Annotated in this window: 19 protein-coding genes; 12 read left to right on the forward strand and 7 right to left on the reverse strand. The window is 48.9% G+C overall.

The features are described from left to right. The first annotated feature begins 11 nt into the window (after positions 1 to 11). Positions 12 to 800 (forward strand): sulfotransferase family 2 domain-containing protein, encoded by a 789-nt coding sequence (locus tag P6574_RS11805; RefSeq protein ID WP_310620478.1) that lies wholly within the window; start codon positions 12 to 14, stop codon positions 798 to 800. Positions 801 to 1,383: 583 nt separating this feature from the next. After that, positions 1,384 to 2,187, forward strand: coding sequence for a sulfotransferase family 2 domain-containing protein (locus P6574_RS11810; RefSeq protein ID WP_310620479.1), 804 nt, complete (start codon positions 1,384 to 1,386; stop codon positions 2,185 to 2,187). A 53-nt stretch (positions 2,188 to 2,240) separates the two neighbouring features. Here the strand turns inward: P6574_RS11810 and P6574_RS11815 are convergent, their stop codons facing one another. Together P6574_RS11815 and P6574_RS11820 are read right to left on the reverse strand one after the other, a co-directional pair. Then, positions 2,241 to 2,645, reverse strand: a complete 405-nt coding sequence (locus tag P6574_RS11815; protein WP_310620480.1) for a nuclear transport factor 2 family protein — start codon at positions 2,643 to 2,645, stop codon at positions 2,241 to 2,243. 61 nt (positions 2,646 to 2,706) lie between these two features. Further along, positions 2,707 to 4,722, reverse strand: coding sequence for an NADPH-dependent 2,4-dienoyl-CoA reductase (locus P6574_RS11820; RefSeq protein ID WP_310620481.1), 2,016 nt, complete (start codon positions 4,720 to 4,722; stop codon positions 2,707 to 2,709). 94 nt (positions 4,723 to 4,816) lie between these two features. On the opposite strand from P6574_RS11820, the gene P6574_RS11825 reads away from it, so the two are divergent. Next, positions 4,817 to 5,440 (forward strand): TetR/AcrR family transcriptional regulator, encoded by a 624-nt coding sequence (locus tag P6574_RS11825; RefSeq protein ID WP_310620482.1) that lies wholly within the window; start codon positions 4,817 to 4,819, stop codon positions 5,438 to 5,440. A gap of 490 nt (positions 5,441 to 5,930) precedes the next feature. Here P6574_RS11825 and P6574_RS11830 read toward each other — a convergent pair whose 3' ends face one another. The 3 genes from P6574_RS11830 to P6574_RS11840 form a co-directional block, all read right to left on the reverse strand. Beyond that, positions 5,931 to 6,152 carry an LPXTG cell wall anchor domain-containing protein gene (locus tag P6574_RS11830; RefSeq protein ID WP_310620483.1) on the reverse strand — a complete coding sequence of 74 codons (222 nt, stop codon included), beginning with the start codon at positions 6,150 to 6,152 and terminating at the stop codon, positions 5,931 to 5,933. Positions 6,153 to 6,429: 277 nt separating this feature from the next. Next, the gene (locus tag P6574_RS11835; RefSeq protein WP_310620484.1) at positions 6,430 to 8,259 is read right to left on the reverse strand and encodes a cytochrome c peroxidase; all 1,830 of its coding nucleotides are present in this window, start codon (positions 8,257 to 8,259) and stop codon (positions 6,430 to 6,432) included. 280 nt (positions 8,260 to 8,539) lie between these two features. Then, positions 8,540 to 9,448 (reverse strand): LysR family transcriptional regulator, encoded by a 909-nt coding sequence (locus tag P6574_RS11840; protein WP_310620485.1) that lies wholly within the window; start codon positions 9,446 to 9,448, stop codon positions 8,540 to 8,542. Positions 9,449 to 9,569: 121 nt separating this feature from the next. On the opposite strand from P6574_RS11840, the gene P6574_RS11845 reads away from it, so the two are divergent. The 9 genes from P6574_RS11845 to P6574_RS11885 all read left to right on the forward strand — a co-directional run bounded on the left by P6574_RS11845 (position 9,570) and on the right by P6574_RS11885 (position 16,186). Beyond that, on the forward strand, positions 9,570 to 10,535 hold the full coding sequence (locus tag P6574_RS11845) for a haloalkane dehalogenase (protein WP_310620486.1): 966 nt from the start codon (positions 9,570 to 9,572) through the stop codon (positions 10,533 to 10,535). A 125-nt stretch (positions 10,536 to 10,660) separates the two neighbouring features. Next, complete coding sequence (locus P6574_RS11850; RefSeq protein ID WP_310620487.1) at positions 10,661 to 10,957, forward strand: DUF1330 domain-containing protein; 297 nt, start codon at positions 10,661 to 10,663, stop codon at positions 10,955 to 10,957. A gap of 188 nt (positions 10,958 to 11,145) precedes the next feature. Further along, a complete protein-coding gene (prpB, locus tag P6574_RS11855) occupies positions 11,146 to 12,033 on the forward strand; it encodes a methylisocitrate lyase (RefSeq protein ID WP_310620488.1) in 888 nt (295 codons plus the stop codon). A gap of 194 nt (positions 12,034 to 12,227) precedes the next feature. After that, positions 12,228 to 12,581, forward strand: a complete 354-nt coding sequence (locus P6574_RS11860; RefSeq protein WP_310620489.1) for a hypothetical protein — start codon at positions 12,228 to 12,230, stop codon at positions 12,579 to 12,581. Positions 12,582 to 12,767: 186 nt separating this feature from the next. Then, positions 12,768 to 13,391 (forward strand): LysE family translocator, encoded by a 624-nt coding sequence (locus P6574_RS11865; protein WP_310620490.1) that lies wholly within the window; start codon positions 12,768 to 12,770, stop codon positions 13,389 to 13,391. Positions 13,392 to 13,536: 145 nt separating this feature from the next. Beyond that, on the forward strand, positions 13,537 to 14,169 hold the full coding sequence (locus tag P6574_RS11870; RefSeq protein ID WP_310620491.1) for a LysE family translocator: 633 nt from the start codon (positions 13,537 to 13,539) through the stop codon (positions 14,167 to 14,169). Positions 14,170 to 14,397: 228 nt separating this feature from the next. Next, positions 14,398 to 15,027 carry a LysE family translocator gene (locus P6574_RS11875; protein WP_310620492.1) on the forward strand — a complete coding sequence of 210 codons (630 nt, stop codon included), beginning with the start codon at positions 14,398 to 14,400 and terminating at the stop codon, positions 15,025 to 15,027. A gap of 127 nt (positions 15,028 to 15,154) precedes the next feature. Further along, the gene (locus tag P6574_RS11880) at positions 15,155 to 15,784 is read left to right on the forward strand and encodes a LysE family translocator (protein WP_310620493.1); all 630 of its coding nucleotides are present in this window, start codon (positions 15,155 to 15,157) and stop codon (positions 15,782 to 15,784) included. Positions 15,785 to 15,820: 36 nt separating this feature from the next. Continuing rightward, positions 15,821 to 16,186, forward strand: coding sequence for a VOC family protein (locus tag P6574_RS11885; RefSeq protein ID WP_310620494.1), 366 nt, complete (start codon positions 15,821 to 15,823; stop codon positions 16,184 to 16,186). Here P6574_RS11885 and P6574_RS11890 read toward each other — a convergent pair. Then, entirely contained in the window at positions 16,183 to 17,652 is a 1,470-nt protein-coding gene (locus tag P6574_RS11890; RefSeq protein WP_310620495.1) for an RES family NAD+ phosphorylase, read from the reverse strand. The genes P6574_RS11885 and P6574_RS11890 overlap by 4 nt on opposite strands. Before the next feature lie 159 nt (positions 17,653 to 17,811). After that, on the reverse strand, positions 17,812 to 18,474 hold the full coding sequence (locus tag P6574_RS11895; RefSeq protein ID WP_310620496.1) for an OmpA family protein: 663 nt from the start codon (positions 18,472 to 18,474) through the stop codon (positions 17,812 to 17,814). Between the last annotated feature and the right edge of the window lie 95 nt (positions 18,475 to 18,569).

The following is an 18,569-nucleotide window of genomic DNA, read 5'->3' on the forward strand; positions in this document are numbered from 1 at the left end:
GAGGGCGAGCTATGCCTATTCCCATATTGAACACCGGCGCCTTCTACTATTCCGTACCTAAAGTTGCGAGTACTTCCATAAAAACCGCGCTGCATTTGTTTAATATGGGCAGCGGTGAGACAACAAAAGAACGCGGCATTCATAAAATCTATCCGGCGCGAATTGTCCGGCCAGACCAACCTGTACCGCTAGATGGTACTCAAAAAATCGCTATCCTCAGAGACCCCCTTGAAAGGCTTTTGTCCTGCTACTCCAATAAAGTTAACTCCCATAAATATTTAGGGCGAAAACTGTCAAATAATGATGTCCATGAGGACTATGGTCTGCCCTATAACCCCAAAGTCAATCTTTTTATCCTGCAGTTACCAGAGTACTGCCTTGCCTCCCAGCCCCTCACCCACCACGCCTCAAGCTTTCGATGGTTTTTAGGCAATGACCTCTCTAGGTTCGACTATATTTTCACAATGGAAAACCTTGGGGAGTTCAAAGAGTTTTTCCAAGACCTGACGGAACAGAAGCTTGAGCTTCCCTGGCTTTTGAAGGTGAAAACAAAGTCGACAGTAGAAGACCTGTCAAAACGCGCTTTAAAAGCCGCTCTGCGCTTTTGCCGCCATGACTATGAATTTTTAAAGGACTACTATTCACCGGAACGCTACGGAGGGATTCCTGATGGAGATCTTGAAGATCCTTCCTCTCTTTTGACGCCCTATGAAGTGTATCGGAGTCACTATATCAACCCGCAAGCCAGACAACGTTTTAATAATCTTTGGAAAAGCAGTGTAAAGCCGGAGGCTCTGTGAGCTAGCGAGCACCCACCTAGGGCAAGCGAAGAGGGAGATAACTTCAGGGCCTGCAAATATTTGGGGTTCATGCTCCTCAACTGAAAGGCTTATGACTCCGAACCGATTTCTTATTGCTGAGTGCTAAAGGCAGAAAATTGCCCGCTCTGCTTGGAAAGCTCGGTTGAACAGTATCCGATCAACAGCAATCCCTTGAGCCGACTGCTGGATAGCACGACAAGCAGTCAGTATCGGCATTTAGCCCAAAATCTTGAGTTGTGTTATTGAAACGCCGAAGGCGATAAAATATTGCTTTCACATATCTTTAGCAGAAAAGCGGCACATACTTTTCAGAGGCACCCTTTAGGATTTTCCTGTGAACTGAGAGAATTCAAGAGGCTTTAGCGCCCCCCCTTCCGACAACGCGCCATACCTGCGCCGTACTTATCAGCTCAAACTGAATCTCAGCCAGTCTTAAATGGGTACTGCAAGGTAAGACTGGTGATTGTTCTAATTCAGAAGGGCGCTAACCCAACTTCAAAACTCCAGTGCCCCACTGCAAGTAGGCAATCAGGTTAAAGTCTACATCTACTCAAGGACACTTATGCCTGTTCCAATAAAAAATACAAAAATACTGTACTACTCGGTCCCAAAAGTTGCCTGTACATCCATTAAAACAGCGCTGCACCAGTTAAACACCGGATCCACTCACCTACCAGAAGAAACCACCATTCACCGCCTTTACCAAAGCCGTATCCTCAGACCAGACAAGCCCATGCGGGACAATGGCATAGGAAGGGTAGCAGTCATCAGAGACCCTCTAAAGCGGCTTCTTTCCTGCTATTCAAATCGCGTTTTACACCATAGGGAGCTTAGTTTGGGAGCTTCAAATTCCGCAGTACACGAAGCGCTGAACCTTCCCTATAACCCGGATGTGAATACATTTTTGCTCCGCATTGAGGATTACTGCAGGGCTTCCCGCCCCATCACCCATCATGTGGCGGGATTTCAATGGTATTTGGGAAATGACTTATCCAAGTTCGCCCATCTCTTCAAACAGGAGCAACTTACGGAATTTGAGGATCTTGTAGAAAGCCTGACAGGAGAAAACTTTAGCCTACCAAGGTTAGAAACCGGTGGCCGCAAAGTTACTCCAGATGACCTTTCAGAAGAGGCGCTCAATGCGGCGCTTCGCTTTTGCCGTCATGACTATGAGTTTTTAAAGGGCCGTTACTCTGCAGACAGTTATGGCGGAATTCCCGAGGGGCAGCCGGAGGACCCTTCCTCTTTGCAAACACCCTACGGGGTCTATAACGGCAATCGCATTAACCCAAGCTTCCGCAAGCAATTGTCCATAATGGTACGCAAGGGGCCCTCTGCCCTACGTAAATTCTATGTAAACGAATAAAACACGAATGGAAAAGGGCAAAGAACCAGCTACCTTCTTTGCCCACCTCCAAGTTAAGCAGCGCTTACTTTTCCAGCCATCAAATCACGCACTTTGGCATTCATGATTTCGTAGAGGTCTTTGAGGCCGTTGAACGGGCGGACCATGACTTCAAAGTGGACGATCTTGCCGTTGTCGTCCCATTTGATCATGTCGATGCCCTTGATGTTCTTGTCGCCCACTTTGGCGGAGAACTCGAGGAACATGTCGTTGCCCACCACCAGCTCGCGGTGGTACTCAAAGTCCTGAAATACTTGAATGACGGAAGTCAGAATAAAGAAGGTGATCTGTTTGCCTTCTTTGGGGTTCCACACAGTTGGAGAGTGGAACTCCACGTTGTCGTCCAACAATTCGCTCAGCAGCTTGTTGTCCCGCTCAAAAACGATTTTGTGCCACTTCTCAAGTCTATCATCAGCCATGCTTTTTCCTCCCAAAGAAATTAAAAATGCCACTCTCCAGTGAGAAGAGTGGCAAACAGTTTTAAAGTGCGGCAGCCAATCGGGTGCCTTGATCAATTGCCCGCTTGGCATCCAGTTCGGATGCCACATCCGCACCACCGATCAGATGGTACTTTTTGGACAACCCCTCTTCCAGATCACGGCGCGGGTCCTGCCCTGCACAGATCACAACGTTGTCCACGTCCAGAACCTTGGTTTCTTCGCCAACCTGAATATGAAGACCCTCATCATCAATCTTGATGTATTCGCAGGACGGGATCATATTCACGTGCTTCTTGGTCAGGCCAAGGCGGTGAATCCAGCCGGTTGTCTTGCCAAGTTTTGCGCCCACTTTGCTTTTCTTGCGCTGCAGGAGATAAACTTCACGCGGGGATGGCTCAACAACAGGCTCAATGCCTTCGATACCACTTCTGGCCTGCAGGGTCATATCAACGCCCCACTCTTTCATGAAGGCCTCAATATTCTGGCTGGTGGCTTCGCCTGAATGGGTGAGGTATTCTGCCGTATCGAACCCGATACCGCCCGCACCGATGATCGCAACTTTTTTGCCAACCGGCTTTTTGTCGCGCAGAACATCAAGGTAACCCAGTACTTTCTTATGCTCGATACCCGCGATTGGAGGTACACGTGGTGTGATACCCGTTGCCAGCACAACTTCGTCGAAATCGCCATTGTTCAGGTCATCAAGACCAACCATGGTGCCCAGTTTCAGTTCAACACCGGTAAGTTCAATCTTGCGCTTGAAGTAACGAAGAGTTTCATAGAACTCTTCTTTGCCCGGAATTTTCTTTGCTACGTTGAACTGGCCACCAATCTCGGAGGCACCATCGAACAAGGTCACATGGTGACCACGCTCTGCAGCTGTCGTTGCAAAAGCAAGACCGGCAGGGCCAGCGCCTACAACAGCAAACTTTTTCGGCTGTTCTGTTGCTTCAATGAGCAACTCGGTTTCATGACAGGCGCGTGGGTTCACCAAACAGCTGGTCATCTTGCCTTGGAATACATGATCGAGACAAGCTTGGTTACAACCGATACAGGTGTTGATTTCATCCGCGCGGCCTTCTTCAGCCTTTTTCACGAATTCTGCGTCAGCAAGGAATGGACGGGCCATGGAAACCATGTCCGCATCGCCCCGCTCCAGCACTTCCTCCGCAACTTCCGGTGTGTTGATGCGGTTGGAGGTGATGACAGGAACGGACAGTTCTTTACGGAATTTGGCAGTTACCCATGTGAAGGCAGCGCGTGGAACCTTGGTGGCAATTGTCGGAATACGCGCTTCGTGCCAGCCAATGCCAGTGTTGATGATGGTGGCGCCAGCTTTTTCAATGGCTTTACCCAGCATGATGATTTCATCTGAGGTGCTTCCACCTTCCACCAGATCCAGCATGGACAGACGGTAGATGATGATGAAGTTTTCGCCAACAGCTTCGCGAACACGGCGCACCACTTCCACAGGCAGGCGCATGCGGTTTTCATAACTGCCGCCCCATTCGTCGTCACGCTGGTTGGTGCGCTTGGCAAGGAACTGGTTGAGGAAGTAACCTTCCGATCCCATGATCTCCACGCCGTCATAGCCTGCCAGCTGGGCAAGCTTCGAAGTGCGCACAAAGTCTTCAATCTGCTCTTCAACCTCATCTGCAGTCGCAGCTTTTGGCTTGAATGGATTGATTGGCGCCTGAATTGCGGAAGGCGCGATTGGGTTCGGGTTGAACGCGTAACGACCCGTATGCAGGATCTGCATACAGATTTTGCCACCTTCCTTGTGAACAGCGTCCGTAATGAGCTTGTGGCCGGGACAGTCTTCTTCTGACCACAGCATCTTTGTGCCCGGATGGGTTGCCGCCCGTTTGTTGGGGCCAAAGCCGCCAGTGACAATCAGGCCAACACCGCCGCGCGCACGCTCGGCGAAAAACTCGGCCATCCGCTCGTGACCATTCTTGGCTTCCTCAAGCCCGGTGTGCATAGATCCCATGAGCACACGGTTCTTAAGGGTAGTAAACCCAAGGTCAAGCGGTTCCATTAGTTTTGGATAGTTCACGACTGGCTCCCATTACAGTGGCTAAAACTAGACAGTGTCAAGTTTGTAACTCTAGATTTTGACAGTGTCAAGATCGAGTGATATAGAACAGCTTATGGATGCAAAAACACAACCACAAAAATCAGCTTACCACCACGGAGATCTGCGTACAGCATTACTGGACGAAGCGGCGACCATGCTGAAAGAAGGCGGCGAAGCGGGCCTTTCCATGCGCAAGCTGGCGGCCAATGTGGATGTTTCCAGAACGGCAGCCTACCACTACTTTTCCGATAAACAGGGCCTTCTTTGCGCCATAGCAGAGGAAGGCTTTGCCAAGTTTATGGCAGCAACCAACACTAGGGAAGAAACGCAAGGGGATACGGTGAGCGAAGACACCATTTATACCTTTGCTAAAAACTACGTGGACTTTGCGACCAACAATCCCGAGTACTATGATTTGATGTTTGGCGGTACTTTGTGGAAGTCAAAAACACTGACTGAATCTTTGCAAAAGGCAGCGCACCAGTCGTTCCGTCAATATGTTACCCGCGTGTCCCACTGGCGTAAATTGGGGTTGATCTCCAAGGATGTGGATCCGCTTCGCTATGCGCAAGTAAGTTGGGGGACGCTGCACGGCATCAGCCGCCTGACCATCGACGGTATTTATATTGACCGGAAAGCACTTGATGCAATGTGTAGAAATATGGCGCATATCTTCTATCAGCAGCTTGAAATTTGACGGGTTCTATCAAAGTCAAACTACCGATCTTTTAAGTAGCCCCCCCCTACGCAGCAACCATTTGAACAAATCCCACAATTATAAGAAGAACAAGCATAGCAGTGGATATATGAACAACTGCAGACATCAAGACATTCCCTTCAATTATTATTGATATTAAATATCACGAAAGATTACTATGAATTAAATACTATTTTACTCAAGCAAATTACAAAATATATATTAATGATTCGTAACAATTACCTTTTAAATAGCTACCCAAGCAACTAAAAACTCTTACCAGCAACAGCGCATACTATTATAGGAAGTAGCTCCCATAATTTCCCCAAGGGAAATCTTAGCCCTAACATTTTAGAGCCTATCTTTGAGACGTGGATACCGGTTTTCAGTTAAAGATACGCGGCAAAACAGTAGGTTAAAGCAGCAGCACACATAGAAATGGGGAGCCACACCTATTGTGCTCCCCCAATACCATTGTATTGTATTTTATTTATTTCTTATGGTCTCTTCTGCGACGCAAACCAACATACAAGCCGCCACCCAAAACAGCCAGACCAGCAATTCCCGCTGCAATTGGTGCAACTGGGGCATCCGCTACCGTTCCGGGACATTCAGGAGTACCGATACCATACTCATCACAAGCATTTGCTGTACCAGTATAACCCATCGTAAGAAAAAGAGCCAATACTGCTGAACACAGTGCCGTTTTCATTTATTCTCCTCCCAGCAATTTACACATTTATTGAATATTACTAGCCAAGTGAAGAATATATCACAAAGATATACTTAGAATAATCAATCATTACAGTTATGTAATACAACATTACTATTTTATTAACTGAGTAGAATAGCAATTTAGCTCATATAATCCATACTTTACATAAATATTAATTATTTAAAAAATCAGAACAATGAGATATTTCAATTAAACGTCTCACTGATTTAGATAGTAAGGGAACCACGAGTGGCCCCCTTACGTTTCCATTCACCTAGTACATTTCGGCTGCGTGGGCTTTTTTAATAGTTTTAAAATCTTCAAAGTGTGCAGCTGCTGCTTGCCAATTTGAGGCGTGAACGCTGTCTTGCACCGCTTCGAGAGACTTCACCAATGCATCCACATGGGGTGCCATTGGTTTATTGGTCAGCTCAATAGCTTCTTCCCGTAGATCCCCAATCACCGTATCCAACATAAGATTGGCGTGGAATGTGTCTTGAGTGGGAATAAGCAACTCAAGGGTGGAAGCAAAGGTGGTCAACTCGGCAAATGCCAGTGCAAACGGGGTGTTTTTGCCCTCAAAGACCTCGTAGGGCTCATCCGCGCTGCCAATTGCGGTTATGTACGCGCTCAAATCTGCCTTTTGCTGCCTATCGAGACCCAGCGCATACTCCTTGTCGAACCACTCGACGACCGATGCCAGAGTGGGCAGGGAGCCATCGTGGAAATATGGAGCCGTGAAGGCCACATTTATCAGTGTCGGTGTTTCGAACTGTTCGCCGCGGCTTCCCTCATAACCACCAGTTTCAGAGCCGATGTCATAAATACGGTTATCGGTGAAATTCGTGGAGGGCACATGACAGGAGCTGCAGGATTTTCCGCCCATCTGAGCAAAGGCTTTATTAAACAGCTCTTCCCCCCGCACTGCTGAAGCGTCATTGCGATCTACCAACTGGCCGAACCTATTGATTTTGGAGTTTGGTAGGAAATCGAACTCGTTCTGATAGGCAACCAGAGCATCCAGCACGAACTGAGAAGGCTCTTGACCACCAAATTCCAGCACGATCACATCACGGGTGAACTCGCGCAGGCTTGCGGTACGGCCATTGCGCCCATATGGCGCTGTAAAGCGAATGCCGCGCAGGGATGGAGTATCCACCGCATCATCACGAAAATCGTTGAAATGACCGTTGAAGAATCCACCATCCACATCAGCGCCGCCCGGACGAGCGCTGACACCGGGAATGAAGAAATCGCGGTTTACGTCACTGCGGTTGTGACAGGTGGAACAGGAAACGCCCAGCTCCTGTGCAACTTCCCCGAAAATCATCGGGCTATCAAACAGCATGTCTCCATAGGCGATCAATGGCACATCCGCTTCATCAATGCCCTTTTCCTCGAAATTCAGGGTGAGCAGTGGAAGCGGGTTCTGATCCTCCAAGTTGGAGCCCGCCGGAATCCAGATTGGTAACATCTTGGCGTTGAACGTTGAAAGTGAGCTCTCCGGTATAGGCGTATTGAACGCTCTGGAGGCAAAGGCTTGCGGCGCATAGTTACTATGGAGGTAGGCCAGAATATCTTCCTTCGCGCCCTTCCCTTTCTTTGTGCCCAGCGCATCCCACAGGGTAGACAGCTTCAAGGCTGTCTGCGCATCGGAAAAAACCACAAACTCCTCAACTGCCCGATAAAGCTGCCTTGCTGTTTGTATCTGTTCAGCCTCTCCCTTGCCCAAGCTATTCAGCTGAGTGTCAATGGACAAAACCAAAGCTTTTGAAAGGGATTCATACAGCGCTTGTTTGTCTTTGTTCGCAATTGCGCCCTCAATTTCCAAGATCAACTGCGGCGCATTTTTGCCAAGCATCTCATGTAAATGCTCTAGGCCCGATTTATGTTCAGGCGTAGCCGGCAAGTCCTCGTTAAAAGCTGCGCTGATTTTCTCCCACGGGACAGGCTTCAGATCTGCCATAAACTGCATTTGCTGATAGGAGGCTGCAAAGGGCCGCCAGTCTTCCTTGCTGCTCTCCTCTGCCACAGATTGTGGAACCGCCCAAAATGCAGAGGCCGCTGCAAATGCACCCAGCCAAGTCTTCCCAAATATATTCATGTTTGCTACGTCCAATTATTTTTGACGCAACAATTGCCGCTTCTCAAACACCTTCCCCAAAGCCGAAAAACAACAGTTGTCACAGGTTTTTTGCCTGTGTGCCCACCTGTTTGGTAGTAATGAAAAGTGTCCTAAACCTGACCAAAATTTAATATAGTTCGCAGAAGCTTCAAAAATAACAGTTTATTAAGCGCGAAGGCTCGACGGCTGGCTCCAAAGCAGGGCACCAAAGTATGCCCGGCTCCCCTGCCGGCGTTCAAACTTAGAGATGAAAAGGCGCTTAAGGAACCAACTCGCCTTGCATGTCCTTTTTAATTTTTAATAGCTCGCTGGCCAAAAAGTCCACAAAGCGGCGAATGCGGGTGGTCCGGCGGAGATCGGAATGGAGCAATATCCAGATAGGGCGACTTGCGGTGAGCGGGGTGCCCGGAACGCGTTGAAGTTCAGGATAGAGCTTTTCAAAAATGACGGGCAAGGCAGTCATACCGCATTTATTGCGGACCATACTCAAGTGCATCAACCCCTCTTCAATTGAGTGGCTTTCCTCGGCACGTGGAAAGGGGGAACCGGGTATCCATGTAGAGGCGGGCGCAAGCGGCCCCCACCCCAGCCAGCGCAGCCCTTCGCCGCCCTCTCCTGCATTTTTGAAGTTCTTTTCTATGTAGTCTTCATGGGCATAGATGCCGGTAACCACTTGATAGAGTTTGCGGGCGATCACATCCTCGTTCACCTCATAAGATACCCGCAGAGAAACATCCGTCTCCAAACGGTTGATGTTCTCCATACGGTCCGTCAGGCGCACTTCCAGATCGATTTCAGGGTACTGCTCTGAAAACCTTGCAAGGATCGGGGCAATGACATCATGCGCCAGAATACTGGGCATGGAAAAGCGAACCGTACCGGCCTCTGTTTTATCCAGCCCCTCCAGACGCCGCTGTGCCCGAAGCACCAGAATCTCTGCTTCTTCAGCCATTGGCAACAGAGCCTCACCTGCCTCTGTCAGGCTCATTCCGTTGCGAGTGCGGTTGAACAGCTGCACCTTATACAAGGCTTCCAGAGCACGAATGTGGCGATCAACTGTTCCGTGGTTGGTGTGAACCAGATCCGCCGCGGCGCGAAGGCTTCCGGTTCTGGCAGCGGCAAGAAAATACGGGAGCTGCTCCCAGTCAGCCGCTCGGATGCTTAGCAATTCTCAGTCTCTTTTCAAGTCGTTAGCATGTATTAAATTTTGTACACCATGTGCATTCTGAACGCTATCGAAAAGAAATTTTTAAACATACGGTCTGCTCAACCAAAATGAGGGACCGATCATGAACCGCCGAAATCTAATGAAATCTGCCATTACCGCAGTGGCATTACTCGCTTTGCCTGTGAGCGTATCAGCTGGAAGTAATGAGCCAATGGACAAAACCTATAGATCTATCGAAGGCCACAAAATGGCTTATGTGGACCAAGGCTCAGGACGCCCTGTAGTCTTTCTTCATGGCAACCCGACTTCATCCTACCTTTGGCGCAACATCATCCCCTATGTGACTGATAATTACCGTGCAATCGCACCAGACATGATCGGCATGGGTGATAGCGGCAAGCCAAACATCGACTACGATTACGAAGACCAGCGTGCACATCTGTTTGGCCTTCTGGACTCTCTCGATCTGCAAGATGCCGTGCTGGTAATTCACGACTGGGGCTCTACCCTCGGAATGGAATATGCCCGCACCCGTCCTGAGCGTGTATCAGGCATTGTCTTTATGGAATCAATGTTGCCACCATTCTTCCCTGTTGCCTCCATGGACGATTTTGGACCGCACAAAGAGTTCATGCAGGCCGTCCGGTCCAAGGAAATGGCTGAGGAGCTGGTCCTTAACCAGAACGTATTCATTGAACAGGCGCTGGCAAAGCAAGCTGTGTTCACACCGCTTTCAGAGGAAGTCCTTAACGAGTATCGCCGTCCGTTCCCAACTCCAGAGAGCCGCAAGCCAATTCTCCAGTGGCCCCGTGAGATCCCTGTCGCTGGCGAGCCCGCCAACGTTTATGAAGTCATCAAGGCAAACGGGGACTATGTTCTGGAAAGCGACATTCCAAAACTGTTACTCTACGCAACACCGGGCGCGATTAACCCCAAACCAATTGTCGATTTTCTTGAAGGAAACATGAAGAATTTGGAAACCGTGGGTGTGGGCCCTGGTGTTCATTACATTCAAGAGGATCAACCTGATGCGATTGGGCAGAGCATCGCCAAATGGCTGAAAGCCTTGGATGATAAACAGAGCTAGGCCTTAAAGCAGTGAGACGTTTTAGTGAAACAGCTCACTGCTTTAACTTATTGTTTAGGCGCGTATCTTGAACCGGAAACGATATCTACTTTTCGAAGATACGCTCCAGAGTGCGAGGAAAACACATGTCTGCAACTCTTCTCACAATTGTCAGTCCCAACCCTGCTGGCGCGGCAGCAATGGAACGCTACCAAAAAGGCGCCAAGGAGGTTTTGGGGGCCGTTGGGATCACTCCTCTTTTCAAGCGGAAAGTCGTTAACGTTCTAAACGGCGAGTTCGATGGAAAAGTGGTGATGGCTTCCCAGTTCCCCTCACGCGAAGTTGCTGAGGAAGTATTCAACTCTGAGGCTTACAAAGCCCTTATTCCAGATCGGGACGAGGCCTTCTCCTCTGTTCAGCTGGTTTTGCTCGAAGACGTTTAACTCCCCCTGAAGTAGCCATTTCATACCGAGTGGCTGCATCCAACTTGAGCGCTGGTCTTCCCCCGGCGCTCCTTTTTATCCCCCTCTTCCCCGACAACACTGTCTTTTAAAAGTACCTTTCTCCGTGCGGTTTGACAGCACCCCGCGTTAGACCCATACTTGAGATTATAGCGCGAGAAAGGCACGGTATGTTGGGCGCAGGCACGCGGTTTCGTCAGGCTTTGGAGCAGGAAACTCCCCTTCAAGTGGTTGGAGCTGTGAATGCCTATCATGCACTGATGGCAACGTCCTCCGGTTTTCGCGCTCTTTATCTTTCTGGCGGCGGCGTTGCTGCATGTTCTTGCGGGGTTCCCGATCTGGGCATTACCAGCCTTGAGGATGTTCTGGTGGATGCACGCCGGATTACCAGTGTGTGCCAAACACCCCTGCTCGTTGATATTGACAGTGGTTGGGGCGGCCCCTTCAACATCGCCCGTGCGGTCCAGTCTCTGGAAAAAGCCGGAGCAGCGGCGGTTCATATCGAAGATCAGTCTAGTGATAAACGCTGCGGGCACCGTCCCCATAAAGTTCTGGTCTCCCAAAAGGAAATGGTAGGGCGGGTCAGAGCCGCCGTTGAAGCCAGAACAGACCCTGATTTTGTGATCATGGCCAGAACGGATGCTTTGGCGGTGGAAGGGATGGAGAGCGCACTCACCCGCGCAAAAGCCTATGTGGAAGCTGGCGCAGATATGATTTTCCCCGAGGCGGTGGAAACACTCAAGCAGTATGAGGAATTTGTCCGCTCTTGCCGCGTGCCGGTGCTGGCCAACATTACCGAGTTTGGCCGCACTCCTCTATTTACAACGAAAGAGCTGGCGGGGGTTGGCATAAAACTGGCGCTCTACCCCCTTTCCGCTTTCAGAGCCATGAATAAGGCAGCTCTTGAGGTTTTTCAGGGCATCCGGGACAACGGCACACAAAAAGCGCTGCTTGAAAGCATGCAAACACGGGAAGATCTCTATCGTTTTCTGGATTACTACGCCTATGAGCGTAAGTTGGATGACCTTCACGCCCACCATCAAGACGAAGGTGATTAAAACTTCGCGCTGTTTCCATAAAATTTCACGGGATTACGGCACCTATCCGCGCTTTTAGTGTGTATGCATCTGGGGCTAAAGCAATGAGGCATTTTATTGGAACGGCTCACTGCTTTAACCTATTGTTTTGCCCGTATCCTTATCAAAAACCGGTATCCACTTTTCAAAGATACGCTCTAGAAGGTGACAGACACATGACGCTGCTACGAGGGATTTTGCTTCTTGGGGGCTTGGCAAGCCTTGGTAGCTGTTTGTCCAGCGACAACCGGCTTACACCCGCGTTCACCACCTTGATGACGGTTCCTCCCGGGGGCTATATCCTCACAGTCGTGACCGACCCGATCGGAGCACGTTGTTTTATTGCCGGAGCTGAAGAGGAATTCACGATTGACCCAGCACCGGGTACCATAGCACTGCCAATAGGTTATGAGGGGCGAGATCTCATCTGCGAGCTGGAGGGTTACGAAGTGAACCGTGGTACATGGTATGTTCAGCCAATCGGGGGCAATACCCAGTTCATCATTCAGCGGGAAATGGTGCCCGAGTGACACTTGCAGCTATGACTCAATTTTTACCTTAATTCCATAAAGCCTTGTTTTTTTTAAATTTTATCTAAAAGATTCGGTAAACACTTTTCACGATCTCAAGCATATTCATTAAATAACCATATTGGTTTGATGAGTGGAAACCTCTCCTGCCAACGGGAAGTCAGATATCGGCTGAGGTCCAATAAAATGTCTTTCGAACTTTGGTCTGCTTTCGCTTTAGCAAGCATTATTGAGCTTGTAGCACCAGGTCCCATCTTGATTGTTGTTACAAGCTTTCCCCTTCGATACGGTTATGGCGCAGCTTTCCCCTCAGTGGTGGGAGCCGTTCTGGGCAATGCGCTGGCCATGACGGCTTCGCTTTTCGCCATTCACATGTTCATCCTCTCCTCAGACCGCCTATTTGAAATTCTTCAGATTGTGGGTGCAATTGTGCTTGTCTGGCTTGGCTATAAAATGTGGCGCGCCAGACCTGTCTCCACCGCTGGACTAAACACCCCACATAAGCCTATGAGTTATTTAGGTATATTTTCGTCGACGCTACTGATATCCATCGCTGCTCCCAACACGCTTATGTTCTATACCAGCTTCACGCCCCAGTTCTTGAATAAGTCGGGAAATATAATGCTTCAGATACTCATACTGGAGGCTACCTACATAATATTATCTATTATTATTTATTCGGCTTGGGCCCTTCTGTCCGGTAAGTTCTCTGAGGTTCTCAGGAGCCCAACAGCCCTTCGGGTTGCAAACCGAATTGGGGCGTTCTGCCTCATCGTCATGGGAGTAATTGCCATATCCGTGCAGGCATAGCACACCACAAAATGGGAGATTGAGAATCTGAAAGCTCACTCAATATGGCCTCCCGTTTTTAAGACGAGGTTTCGATCCTCATCGCCTTGCACCGTTTTTTGTGTCATATTTCACCGAGTAAATCAGCACGAAACTACCACAAATAATGTCATTTGAACTTTGGATAGCGTTCTCAACGGCTTGCATAGCAATGCTCGTAATACCCGGCCCAACTGTCATGCTGATCATCAGCTACTCTCTTGGGCAGGGCAGACAAACGGCCCCAGCCAGCGTCTCGGGGACCGCATTGGGAGACATTGTTGCTATGAGCGCGTCACTTTTGGGCGCAGGTGTATTACTGGCAACCTCTTCCACGCTATTTTTACTGCTAAAATCCCTCGGTGCGGTTTATCTGATCTTGCTCGGGGTTAGCATGTGGCGATCAACGCCCGTTACAATTCAGGACGTTCAGGTGCTGGAAAAGAAAACACCGAACTCGCGTATTTTTATAAGCGCCTTCGTGATAACAGCCCTGAATCCAAAGTCCATCATTTTCTTCACAGCGTTTGTTCCGCAATTTGTGCGCCCTCATCAAGGGGATGTTTTTCTGCAGTTTACGATTTTGGAAGTAACATTTGTAGGGCTGGCGACCATTAACAGTATTATCTGGGCTTATGTGGCGGATGGCATGCGCCGCAAATTTAAAAACCCCGCATCAATGCGGCTAGCCGGCAAAATCGGTGGAAGCATAATGATTGTCACTGGCCTCCTGACAGCATTCTCACAGCAACTCCTATAGCCAGCTGGAAATGCCTACGTTGCTATCCCAAAAGCCAAATCAACTGTCCCCAAAACGGACTTCACGCCATTGCTCCCCTTTCTTTATAATTTGGTCAAATACAGGAAGTTGGCTATAGCGATTTCCTAAATAAGGTTGACTATACTCCTTGTAGGAATTCAGGCATTCACCTAACCTCCACCTACCTACATAGGCTTTCTACCCACCAACAAAGCTTATTGAACCATCATGTCTTTGGAACTTTGGGCGGTGTTTGCGCTCTCCAGTATTGTGCTACTCGTTATCCCCGGCCCAACGGTAATAATGATAATTAGTTATGCGCTGGGGCAAGGAAGGCATACGGCTTCTTTCTGTGTAACGGGCACGGCCCTTGGCGACCTGTTAGCGATGACCCTTTCCCTTATGGGGGCCGGTACGATTTTGGTGACATCCCCTGATCTGTTTATGTTCCTCAAGTTCGTTGGTGCTGCCTATCTTGTCTGGTTGGGTCTTAGGATGTGGCGTATCAAGCCAATCTCTCCAGGTGATATTCAAGGAATAACACTGAAAACAACACGCTCTCACATCTTCACCAATTCATTTCTAGTGACGGCGTTCAACCCGAAATCAATCATCTTCTTTACCACCATTGTGCCCCAGTTCATTGACCCGACCGGCGATATTTTTCTGCAATTTTCCCTGTTGGAAATGACATTTATTAGTTTGGCGGTCATCAATAATTGCAGCTGGGCCTATTTAGCGGGAACAATGCGTAAAAAGCTTCAAAATATCAGCACCTTACACCTCATAAACCGTATAGGTGGGAGCTTTCTCATTTGTGCAGGCGTAATCATTGCCACTCTTCAAAAAGGTTTCTGACCAAGATCTTTTAGATGCAATTTCCGTAAGTTGTTTCCAGCACTTATCGCCCTGCCATCCCCCATCTCGCCTTCTGCGCATATTCGTGTATTATCCTGCAAAACAAGCATAACTTTAGGGAAAACGAATGTCATTCGAGCTTTGGTCAGCGTTTGCAGTGTCCTGCATTGCCGTTCTCATCATTCCCGGACCAACGGTGATCATGATTATCAGCTACGCACTTGGACAGGGAAAACAAACGGCCCCCGCAAGTGTTTCAGGCTCGGCCGTTGGCGACTTTGTTGCCATGACTGTGTCTCTTATGGGAGCTGGTGCGCTTCTGGCAACGTCCGCCACACTCTTTACCATTCTCAAGCTATTGGGCGCTGCTTACCTTGTGTGGCTGGGGATCAAGATGTGGCGCTCCCAGTCCTTTGCTCTTTCAAATATTCAAGGGATCACGCAAAAGACCTCCAACTATCGTGTTTTCCGCAGCACTTTTGTAGTGACGGCTCTGAACCCCAAGTCGATAATGTTCTTTACCGCATTCGTGCCCCAGTTCATTGATCCGCATGGGGATTTATTTACCCAGTTTGCCATTTTGGAGGCAACTTTTGTGGGGCTTGCCATTTTGAACAGTCTCATCTGGGCGCATATGGCAGCTGGCATGCGCGGAAAAATGGGCGGCGGCAAGTCACTGCGCTATGTGGGCAAGGTGGGGGGCTCTTTCCTGATTGGTGCCGGTCTTTTGACAGCAACCGTGCAACAACGCCTTTGAGCCGTCTTTAAACACACAATTTTTGAGGGAAAGCTCATGTCCATTATTGGCCTAGACCATATACAAATTGCAATGCCCAAGGGTGAGGAAGAAAAGACCCGCCACTTTTACGGCCAAACTCTCGGTTTTGAAGAGGTGGACAAGCCTGCGGAAATACGCGGGCGCGGCGGTGCCTGGTTTCAGGCGGGGCCTGTAAACCTCCACGTTGGTGTTCAGGAGGACTTCGTTCCTGCCCGAAAGGCCCATCCCGGTTTTCTGGTGGAAAGCCTCTCCGACATGGAGGCCAAGCTTGAAGCGGGGGGCTACGAGTTTGCCCATGAAAAACAGATAAAGGGTTATAGGCGTTTGTTTACCGAAGACCCCTTTGGCAACCGTATTGAACTTATGGAAAAGTTGGCCTAAATGAAAGTTGCCAATCCCTTTAAAAATGGGTTCTCTTCGTTCTTATTATGCGTGCGTACGACTGGAGTGGGCCTTGTCTCAATCCTGACTGCCTCTACCACATGAACTTCTATTGTTTCCGCATTTAAGGATAATGTTTCAATACGGTCATCAATATCGTGATTGACTGACATTCTTAGTCTTACCCCAGCAGTTCCAAGTTGATTTCCAATCTCGTCACTCATTTTAAATTCACTTGGAAGCTCCTCAATCACTTGAATGTCTTCCCCTGCCCCTTCGTGTAGAGTACGCACCCGAATCTCTGTTCCTTTTGGAATATTCAGTTTCTTGCAACGGGAAGCTTTATGAAATAAAACGACGTTCGTTCCACTACTAGTCACTTGAGCTGATGGATATATAATTCCATCAAGGGCAACTTTTCCTTCTGTTGCCAAGAAGTCCGCAATAGCTTGAGTTGTAAGGTACTCAGATTCTTGATCATCGGGCATTATGGGCATAGTCATACGTTTGCAAAGCTTTTTCAGAAACGTCATTCGCCCTATTCGGTAAGCGTAATCTGGATCAAATAGACTCCCTGTCTCTTGGATATTTTCAAGAGCGGTTAAGTCCAATAACTTTATAGGGCGAGTTATGTCAAAACATGCAGCGGTAGTTTTACTTCCAACGGGTGGTCGAACTTCGGCCAGTGCTGTTCCCACACTCGTTGCCCCATAAAATACTGCAATTCCTCGCGAATTCATTCGTCCAGAACTAGCCAAATGAGAGGGAGGGGCTCCCAGCTCTAGGTCAGGCCGTTTTAAGGAGTTTATTAAGGTTTCTTCTTTCTGAAAAACGCGCGCACGAAATAAATGAGTATACTTCGTGCATGGTCCTGCATCGACAATGAGAGGGTGCCCATTATAAGTTCTCATTTCATCGAGTGTATCGAACAAGTTACGGAGCTGCTTAGTAGCAGATTGACTGAAGAAACGAGATTCAGTTTTAATTGTTTTTTCAAATCGTCTCCACTCTTCCTGCCACTCTTTATCTCCCGGCGCTATTTGCTCATAGTAAGCATCTGAAGAGAATTCACCTTCTTCACCTATTTCTTCCATGCAGGAAATATAGTGTTTTGCTGCCAAAATGCCCTGAATATCTATGGCAGCTTCTTTGGGAACCTGTGCCTCATCCATAATTGCATCAATTATAGGTACTCCTTCACGGTGCCATACGTAGGTGCTCTCCTTATCATTGATCAGTATAGTCTCCCATGGTTCGGGCTCATTGTTTGTGCGCAAAAAGTGTTTAGTGAATGCCGCTCCAATGAATTCAGATAGATTTCCCATCGAAATGACCAAATCCTGACTTTCGCAATATTCGCATTGACCCGTTAACTGCGCTTTTTCAATATGGTCACGCAGGAATATTTCACTGACACAGCCAACACAGATCTGTTTGTTTTCAAATTTCTGTGCCTCGTCACACACTATAAAATTCTCCCCAAAATATGAAAAAGTTACAAACCCTTGATTAACTGACCACTTATGAAGTGCTAAGGAATCTAAAACACGAATACATAAATAAAAATGCACGCCCAGCTTAAAGATGAACGTGCATTTGGGATACAAAAAACGATGATCCTCGGTCTACTGCATAGGAGTGAGGATGATTTCCACGCGGCGGTTTGCGGCACGTCCGGCTGCTGTGTTGTTGGAGGCAATCGGGTTTGTCATACCGTAGCCAACTGACGACAGGCGCTGCGGTGCAATTCCCTGATTCATCAGGTAAGCACTGACGACTTGCGCGCGGCGCTGGGAAAGCTCCAGATTGTGCTGGGCAGAACCGGTGTTGTCCGTGTGGCCGACCACGTTCAAGCGAGTACGGTCGAACTTCTTACCAACCAAGGCAACAGAGGTGAGCACCTGCATGGCGCGTGGGCTGAGAGCCACCTGATCCACACCGAAGGTGATTTCATTGGGCATGACCAGAACAATCTGGTTGCCGGCACGGCGAACGGAAACGCCGGAGGCCTGCAACTGCTGGCGTAGTTGTGCTTCCTGACGGTCCATGTAATTGCCGATACCGCCGCCCACAAGGCCACCAGCGGCAGCGCCGATCAAAGCGCCTTCAACACGCTTGTCAGACCCACCGGCAATTGCCCCAATAACAGCACCAGTGGCCGCACCAATACCCGCACCACCGGCTGTTTTGGAGATCTGGGACTGACCCGTATAAGGGTTCGTCGTTGTGCAAGCTGCAAGCGATAGCATTAAAACAGCGGCCGAAGGGACGCGCAGCGCTCTTATCATTTTACTAGCCTTTATACTCAAACCAATTGAGAGGCGAGCGCCATACCCCGGCTGCCCGCAAGAATAAATAGTGGTCCGATAGAAAATGCAGCAGC

Source organism: Pseudovibrio sp. M1P-2-3 (genome assembly GCF_031501865.1).
Classification (GTDB): Bacteria; Pseudomonadota; Alphaproteobacteria; order Rhizobiales; family Stappiaceae; genus Pseudovibrio; species Pseudovibrio corallicola.